Annotated in this window: 5 protein-coding genes; all 5 read right to left on the bottom strand. The window is 46.2% G+C overall.

Going from position 1 to position 6,829, the window contains the following annotated elements; translation table 11 throughout:
• A partial coding sequence (cas4, locus tag HMPREF9065_RS10330) for a CRISPR-associated protein Cas4 (RefSeq protein ID WP_021615584.1) occupies positions 1-397 on the bottom strand: 397 nt, incomplete at its 3' end.
• Between the two features lie 21 nt (positions 398-418).
• Positions 419-1,312: a type I-C CRISPR-associated protein Cas7/Csd2 gene (gene cas7c / locus HMPREF9065_RS07125; RefSeq protein ID WP_021615583.1), complete on the bottom strand. Its 894-nt coding sequence runs from the start codon at positions 1,310-1,312 to the stop codon at positions 419-421.
• 21 nt (positions 1,313-1,333) lie between these two features.
• Complete coding sequence (gene cas8c, locus HMPREF9065_RS07130; protein ID WP_021615582.1) at positions 1,334-3,451, bottom strand: type I-C CRISPR-associated protein Cas8c/Csd1; 2,118 nt, start codon at positions 3,449-3,451, stop codon at positions 1,334-1,336.
• Positions 3,448-4,170 (bottom strand): type I-C CRISPR-associated protein Cas5c, encoded by a 723-nt coding sequence (cas5c, locus tag HMPREF9065_RS07135; RefSeq protein ID WP_021615581.1) that lies wholly within the window; start codon positions 4,168-4,170, stop codon positions 3,448-3,450. Before cas5c ends, cas8c begins: the two co-directional genes overlap by 4 nt.
• Before the next feature lie 7 nt (positions 4,171-4,177).
• Positions 4,178-6,649 (bottom strand): CRISPR-associated helicase/endonuclease Cas3, encoded by a 2,472-nt coding sequence (locus HMPREF9065_RS07140; RefSeq protein ID WP_021615580.1) that lies wholly within the window; start codon positions 6,647-6,649, stop codon positions 4,178-4,180.
• Positions 6,650-6,829 lie beyond the last annotated feature (180 nt).

The raw sequence follows: 6,829 nt of genomic DNA, 5'->3' as shown, positions 1-6,829 counted from the left end.
GCCCCGTCATTTCTTCCAAACACAAACCTTGGGCACAAAGCTGAATTTCGTCCATCGGGTCGGGTTTGGGCTTGCCGCGTTTGTATTCCACAGGTTTCAGATGGCCTGTTTTCGTGTCCACTTCCACCAAATCCAATACGCCGCTGATACCCAGTTTCTCCGCCGACACATGCACCGTCCGCTCAAAACGCACGCCCTTGCGCGTTTCCGGCTCGCCCGAATCCACCCGCTCATGTAGCGCTTTGCCCTGCGCGGTCAAATAATTCTCCTCCCACGCCTGCTCGTTGTGAATCAAGGCACATTGACGCGGACAGAAGGCGTAGTGTTGCAGGGCGGAAAGGGGAATCAGGCGCGTGTCCTGATTTTCCCCTTGGGTTTTGGTTAAAAGTGCGGTCATCTTTTTGAACGTTTTTAGAAGTTAAAAACCATCAAGGATTTCGGGTTTCAATGACGCTCCATTTCCCGTAACGGTAAGTTTTTCTTCGGTTATGTCCCCAATCAGTCCATCAATGGATTTATTTTTTATTTTTTCTTCAATAATTTCTTTTAACTTACCATGCACTTTGGCAGAAGAGTATTGTCCTGCTTTGCTGTTGTGTTCCCACCAGATAAGTTTCAACACCTGCATGCTGCCTTCGGGGCGGGCAGATGATGCGTCGCCTTCAAAGAGTTTGGTGAGTACGGCTTTGATTTTTTCGGCATCATCGTCTGAAAAGCCGGTGCGCTCGGCAAGCTGCGGCGACATCGCGCCGAAGGCAACGTACACGCCGTTATCGACGCGGTGCTTCATGCCCATAGTGTCGGAGGACTTTTTCGTACCGTCGCCTTCGCCGCTGACGCTTTTAGTGATTTGTGTGCTGGTGATGTTGATCGGCTCAACACTGAATGCGGATTGAATGGTAACAGGGCCACGCACTGCGATGGAGATGCCACTACTACCATCGCCGCTGAATGCAAAAACTTGTCCAAAGCTGCGTACATCCAGCCATTTTTCACAGGCTTTCTTGGCAGTGTCGTCTTTGTTGGCTTTTTTGGCGTTAAAGGCATCCGCACCCAAGCCGACATCTTTGTCTTTGGCGCGGTTGGCCAAGCTGGTCATTCCGTCGGTTTTCTTTTCGTCCGATTGCACGAAGATGCTCTCGCCGCTGTCTTGCAGGCGGTCACGAATTTTGCGTTTCAAGCACACGTCGGTCATTTCGCCGAAGCCTTGGAAATCGGCACGCGGGCGGTTACCGTTTAAGGGGTCGCCGTTGGGGTTGGCGTTGGTTACTTTCAGGATTAAGGCGAAGTCGATTTTTTTGGTTAAGCTCATTTTTGTTTTCCTTTAAATGGGTTATTCGTGGGTTTCGGTTACTTCTTGCTCGGGTTGGTTAGATTTGTTGCGATACGCCATTTTTTGGCTGTGGTATCCTAACAGGAATTCTGGTTCCAAAGGTTTGTCTAAATCGCATCCTTCCTGTTTCAAATCATCCAGCACGCATATAAGCTGATTAATTTCGTTTTCTCGATTGTTCAAAAAGCCTATCGGGCTAGTTAAAACAAATTTTTCCGAAATCCTAACTGGGTAGTCTTTACGCAATCGATCTTTATACGGTTTCAGATTGGTTTCAAGCTGCTCCCATGTATGAAACGGACGCATAACAAAACGCTGCATGTAGTTTTCTGCGTTGGTTGCACGGGTTTCGTTGGCTATTCTCAACGCGGTGCGTTCTAAATGCTCGGCAATAGCTAGTAATCTGCCAAATATATAATCGCGCGAGCGGTTTTGGGTATCCAAACTCATAGGGTAAGTTCTCCGTTGTGATAAATCGTGATGACGAGCGCGCCAGCCTTTGTATAGGGCGCAGGCGACGCCGATGTTTCTTTGCCATTCCCAGTTTTCGCAACCATTAGGATTGCAGGCTGCCTGAAAACTTTGACGCACCAAATCTTCGGGAATCGGCACGGATGTTCCGCCTGCAATAACAGGCAAAAGGCGGGCATAAAGTTGTTTTTTGAGCGTGTCGGACAGGGATTTGCCGTACACGGCTTCGGCAATGCTGTAAGGCGACGGAGGGACGAAGCGCCATTGGGTACGCTTGTCGTTTTTCTTACCGTTTTGGACTTCAATGCTGTAACGCTGATACCAAGAAAAATCATCAATCCATGCATCCAAATTGGCGAAATAATCGGCAGGCAGAAACTCTTGGTAATAAGTTAATGCCATGCGCCCAGGCGTGGCGGAATCGAGCATAATCAGGGAGATTTGTTCATGGTCTTTCAATTCCGCCTGATAGCCGTGCAGTTTCTTTTTGATGATTTGCGCAGCAGCACGCCCGATATTTACAGACCAATCGGGGGACAGCTGTTCAGATGATGTTTGCGATGAAAATTCATCAGGATTTTCAACCGCACTTATGTCAAGATTATCCCAATCGATTTCGCTGGAAATGTCTTTCATCGGAGATGGGACGGGTTTGTCGCTGATTGCCCAAGCGACGGTAACTTGTTCATTATTTCGTGCAGTAGTTTGCCTATCGATCAACCATCTAAGCGCGGCATGAGCCTTATGCGATACTTCAGCCGAAATTGTTGTTGCTTGGTTAGCTTCTTCAAATCGACCTAAGTAGGTAAATCCTTCCTTATCATTGGAAGAAATCAATTTTGCTTTGTCGCCTGAATAAAGCAATTTTGCGGGATGGCTTTCACGAATTTTCTGTTCATCTCCCGTTACTGTGCAGAATTGGCTTTTTAAAGTCTGCTGGTAATAATTTCCCCAACTTTGCTGGACTTCCTTATCCTTCCAAGTTTCAGAAACAACATCGCCAGGTATTTGCACTGACCAAACAACAAGAGCTTTTCGGATTTCAAATTTCCCTTGCTCCTTAGTCAAAACATTAAACAATTCAGGTTTTTGCTTATCTTTATTTTCCTTTTCACTCCAATTTGTCAGCAACTCTCCGTTATCATCTACGGGAATGACTTTCCTTTCTATCAAATCGGTTAATACCGTTCCTTTGTGAATATATTTTTGTATTGCCAATACCTTTTTGTTATCTATCGCCGTACACCATTTATCTAATTGGTCTGCATACAGATTGAAAATCAAATCTTCTTGCTTGGTTTTCGTTTTTTTCTTTTTACCGTTTTTCCCTTCGCTTTCTGTAATGACTTCTTTTTGATAAGTCAGCCCCAAATCTTTTGCGATATATTGCAAGCTATCCGCCAATGCATGGGGAGCCAAACCGCTTGTTCGTCCTTCCGAGCTTTCCGTTACGGGCAACATGATAATAGGTTTATCGGTTAAAACTTTAGCTCCAAGAAACTTTCCATCTCCATCCAAAGTAATTTGAATATGGGCAGTTTGCGGGCTATGCCACAATGGTGCTAGTTTTTCTTTTTCCAAATCCGATAAGTTCGTATTCTTTTCAATTTCGTTATACGTTCGATAAAGTTTCTGTATCCAGCTCATAATTCCAGCTCCTTGGCTTCGTCTTCCACAGGCTTGACGTTTTCGCCGCGCTTGAACGGTTTTTCAGGCTGCATTTTGCGGATAAATCGGGTTTTCAGACGACCTTCTGTATCGTCGATGCTTGGAAACTCAATCACACCGTTTTGCATATTCGCCATCCAAAAACGGCTGACCAATTCGGGTTTTCCAGTTTCTTCGGGATAGCCAAAACTGTGGAACATCGGACCAAAATCCAAATTGCCGTATCCATCGTAAAACCCTTTACCTTCGCCGAAAGTGCAAGGCTCGACATAGCCTTGGCAATCGCGCGTGCCGAGAAAAATATCCTGCCGCCCGCCGCGTTCCAACATTCTTCTGGCAATGGCGATATGTTTGCCGAAATTACGGTCGCCAGCCAATTCTTCCCAATGCTCGTTCCATTCAAAATGAGCTTCCACTTGGTATTCCACGTCCTGCAAAAAGGTGTAAATCGCCAAGGTATTGCCGCCGTTCCAGTCCAGCGGTTTAGTAGATTTGCTCTGGGTGCGGATGGGCTTCATTACGCGGATGCGATCGATGCACCAAATCAACGTGGGTTTCCAATAAATGCTTTTGACAATGCCTTTAATGGCTTCGTATGTTGGCACTTGGTAGCTGAATTTTTCGCCGCCGATTTTGGTAACAGGGTCGGTAAACAAGGCTTGCCGCCCCCATACGCGGAAACTGATTTTGCTGTCCATATTGCTCCTATAAGTCGTAAAAAGTCATTTCGCTTGTTTCGTCCAAAGACAAGCCGAATTCATCGTTGTAATAGCGTTCATTCAGATAATAAATGCCCGAACCTTCAATGGTTTCATACAGGGCGTTTTCTTTTTGCAATTTACCCCAAACGTTGGGGAAAACGTTCACGCTGTAACGCTGGGCTTTTTTCTTTGCGTCATACATTTCTTTCGGGTCCCATGCGCCACAGAGTTTGGCAATGAGTTCCGCGCCTTCGCCATAAGGCACAATTACGGCGTGTGTCGGCGCGTCTATGGCTTGGAAAGCACGCCCCGCACTTTTGAAGGATTGCATCAACAGCGGCAACGGTTTGCTTCTTTTATTGTTTTTTTCGCCATAAGGATTCAGAGCGTTATCGCTCAACCAATCCAGCAGTGAACCCGTTGTGCTGTTTTTGATGGAATACGCCATTTCATCGCTGCGCTGGTAAAAATAGTATTCAAAATAACGTTCCATCGCGGCAGGCTGCAAAATATCCTGTCCGGCAAAATCGCGAAACACACGTTCGGCATGTTTTTTGCCTGCCTGAATATCGGGCAATATCTGCGTAAAATCCTGTTCCTGCAAATTCAACACCCAAACCTGCCCTTTGCCTTTTTTCTCACCGTGCCGGTTGCAACGCCCCGCCGCCTGAGCAATGCTATCCAGCCCACCCAAGGCGCGAATCACGCAAGCCATAGAAATATCCACACCGGCTTCAATCAACTGGGTGCTGATGCAGATAACGGGTTGTTTGTTTTCCAGACGAGCTTTGATGGTGTTAAAAATCGCTTTGCGGTGCGCCGCGCATTGGTGGGTGCTTAAATGAAACAAGGCCTCGGGCGGCACGTTTTGCGTTTTGCAATATTGATAAAGTTCTTGCGCCCATTTTTTGGTGTTGACAATAAACAGGCAGCTTTGGGTCGTCTGAAACTGTTCCAGCAAAAACACGCCTGCTTCTTCCACATTCCAGCCGCCTGCTTTTTCGTTGAATCGAATTTCCACGCGGGATAACTTTTTATAAAGCTCTTCTCTTTGCTCATCAGTTCCCATGATTTCGGCATGTGCAGGTAACCTTAACAAACCGCGCGCGGCAATGCTTTCCCTTTTCCCTTCAGGGAAATCCTGCAAACCCGATTCGCCGAGCAAAGGCTGCGTCGCCGTACACAAAATCGCCGTGCTTTTGCCAAATGTCGTCAACCAGTTCAATACGTTGCAAAACAAATGTACGCATTTCACAGACAGGGTTTGAATTTCGTCAAAAATCAGCACCGCATTGGTCATCGGATGGATGTGCCGCGCGCCGCGTGTGCCGCCGCCAAACCATGCGTCCAAAAACTGCACCATGGTAGTAAACACAATAGGCTTATCCCAGTTTTCGGACAGCAGTTTGTCCTGCCAGCTTTGTTTTTCAGGCTCTAAATTAGAATGGTGTTCGAGCACCCAATCTTCGCCGAGAATTTCGCGCACGGCTTGGGCGTTTTGGTCGATGATGGAAGTATAGGGAATGATGTAGATAATGCGATCAAGATTATGCTTTTGCGCATGATGGAGGGCGTAGCGCAGGCTGGCCAATGTTTTACCGCCGCCGGTCGGCACGGTCAGCGTATAAATACCTTGAGAATCGGCCGCTCTTTTTAGGCAGTCGTCTGAAATTCGACGGCGGATTTCGTCAATGGGATAACGGTTTTCAAAACCTGCTAATTTGGCTTCCAATTGATCAATCGCCGTTTGCCAATCAGGTTTTTCCGTCAAGCGGCGGACTTCTTTTTGCGCTTCCCGTTCAAAATCCGAACTGTTGATACGGTCAGCATCAATCAAGCAGCTAAACAGGAAACGGGTTAGGCAGCCGAGATAAAACTCTTTGATTTTGTCGTTGCTTACTGGGTCGGAAAGAATCGGTTTCACTGCTTTGAGCAGACTGCGAATTAGGTTTTCACCGGCCAGTTCTTTCGCTTTTTGCAGAACAGCTTCATCGGCATTTTGCTCGCATTCCGCCAAATGTGTCAGTTCATCAGTTTTATTAAACCGCTCAATCCATTTCGGATTACCTTCACCGTTCAAACAGTCAATCAAGCCTTCACCGTGATGGGAGGCAATGCACAAGCCCAGCATTTGTCCGAATAATTCGCCAATGCCCTGTGCCGCGCCGAATTTTCTCAATTCGCGGTAAACCCATTGCGCGCCGGCGGTGGAATGATCCACTTTACTGCCGTTCGGCGTACTTTCTTCATCATCCAAATCAGGATTAAACAAACCGGTTTTATCGTGGATATATTTTTGGAATTTACGGGAATATTTACCGAAATCGTGCATGAGTCCGAGTAATTCACCAACAACACCTAAATTAAGTTTTGCGGCAAGCTGCCCTGAAATAGAAGAGGTTTCCAGTAGGTGATCAATAAGTAATTGCTGTAATCCATCAAGTTTACGTACATGAGCAATTGCATCTTTAGGCATTAAGAATCTCCTTTTGCTCAAAATAATATTAAGAATTTAAAAAAGGGTATCAAAAACTTTTTACGTGACCAAATACATAAATTTTATTCTGAGATATTCATCACATTTTATTTTCATAGCTTAATCCCTGAAAAGCAAAAACCCCTGACGCTCTCACATCAGGGGTTAATACGAATAAAC

The sequence above is a fragment of the Aggregatibacter sp. oral taxon 458 str. W10330 genome (assembly GCF_000466335.1).
Taxonomy (GTDB): Bacteria; Pseudomonadota; Gammaproteobacteria; order Enterobacterales; family Pasteurellaceae; genus Aggregatibacter.
Note: the sequence above shows the minus strand (reverse complement) of the source record. Positions and strands in the feature narration are given on the sequence as shown.

What these genes read in the sequence shown, in the direction of transcription:
- cas7c (WP_021615583.1), bottom strand. Translation starts at nt 1,312, where the DNA reads ATGAGCTTAACCAAAAAAATCGACTTCGCCTTAATCCTGAAAGTAACC.
- cas8c (WP_021615582.1), bottom strand. Translation starts at nt 3,451, where the DNA reads ATGAGCTGGATACAGAAACTTTATCGAACGTATAACGAAATTGAAAAG.
- cas5c (WP_021615581.1), bottom strand. Translation starts at nt 4,170, where the DNA reads ATGGACAGCAAAATCAGTTTCCGCGTATGGGGGCGGCAAGCCTTGTTT.
- HMPREF9065_RS07140 (WP_021615580.1), bottom strand. Translation starts at nt 6,649, where the DNA reads ATGCCTAAAGATGCAATTGCTCATGTACGTAAACTTGATGGATTACAG.